This window comes from Chryseobacterium piscicola, from assembly GCF_900156685.1.
Classification (GTDB): domain Bacteria; phylum Bacteroidota; class Bacteroidia; order Flavobacteriales; family Weeksellaceae; genus Chryseobacterium; species Chryseobacterium piscicola.
Genome location: NZ_FTOJ01000027.1, coordinates 1 through 1,310, shown reverse-complemented (window position 1 = coordinate 1,310; position 1,310 = coordinate 1). Strand labels below are relative to the sequence as shown.

The 1,310-nt window shown below is 40.4% G+C and carries 1 protein-coding gene; it reads right to left on the bottom strand.

Going from position 1 to position 1,310, the window contains the following annotated elements:
• The coding region (locus BW939_RS15670) for an IS1182 family transposase (RefSeq protein ID WP_076452936.1) at positions 1-1,310 on the bottom strand (1,310 nt) is incomplete at both ends.

The window sequence follows — 1,310 nt, the reverse complement described above, 5'->3', positions numbered from 1 at the left end:
CCCGTTAAATTCGTGTGATTGTAACCCCATTGCCTTTTGATGGTTCCGAAGATATGCTCGTTGATCTCCTGCCTTTTTCGGTACAATTGCCCATTTTCTCGATAACGCTGATTGTTTTCTTCCACTGCATCCGCATACTGGCTTCTATCGATTTCCCGGCCGCCTGTTCGGCTCGTACAAAGTGTTTTTACAGCACACTCTTTGCAAGCGGGAGTTCGGTATTTTTTGAACTCGTAACTGTCTCTATCGCGGGTTTTCTTATGCCATCTTCCGGTCGTTTTTAAAACTTGATTTGCCGGACAAGTATAAGTGTCTTCTTCTTTATTATAAATGAATTTTGAAACAAAATAATCCGGCTGCGTCCCATTTTCATTGCTTTTACCTTGATCAGGATGCGCAACAATCGTGATGATGTTTTCCTCCTTACATCGGGTGATTTCACGACCATTGTGATAGCCTTTATCCACCAAAGCGGTGAAAGTTTCAACGCCCAAATTCTCCTTCGCTTCCATCGCAATTGCGCTCAAAGCATTTCTATCATTGCGATTAATGGTGTGCGTTGCTACAACGAGTTTGTGCTTTTCATCCACCGCTGCCTGAATATTGTAACTCACTTCTACCACTTGCCCTTGAACCAATAATGCTCTGGAATCTTCATCGGTAGTACTGATTTGAGGTTCGCCGCTTGCTTTTAGTTTTTCTTCTAAGACTTCGTAGTGCAGTTTATTCTTCTTTAAACGTTCTATTTTTTCTTGAATATGGGTGATTGTAGTGATTTTTTCAAGTTCATCATTCTGAGCCAGTTCATCCAAATATTCCTGCGTTTTTTCTTCAATATAAGCCAAATGTCGATCCAACTTTTTTTGGTTGAAGTTCGCTTTTTTGCTGTTGTGAGCTCTGCTTTTGGTACCATCGATGGCAATGGTTTCGCCGGCAATTAGATCAGCATCTTTCAAGAAAGAAACGAAAACTTTGAAGAGCTTCTTTAAACCCGACGCATTGTCTTTTCTAAAATCAGAAATGCTGTGGTAATTGGGTGTAAGTCCGAACAAAAGCCATTGTAATTCAATATTGCGAATACTCTCTTTTTCGAGTTTCCGTGAACTGCGAAGTCCGTTGAGATAGCCATACAAATAGATTCTGAGAAAGATTTTCGTATTAAAACTCGGTCTTCCTTCCGTTTTCGGGGTTCGAAGTTCAAAACCCAAGGCTTTTAAATCGATATTCTCCACAAAAGCATCAATAAAGCGAACCGGATTATCTTCAAAAATCGAATCTTCTAAACTCGTAAAAACCATTTGATTGCGGGC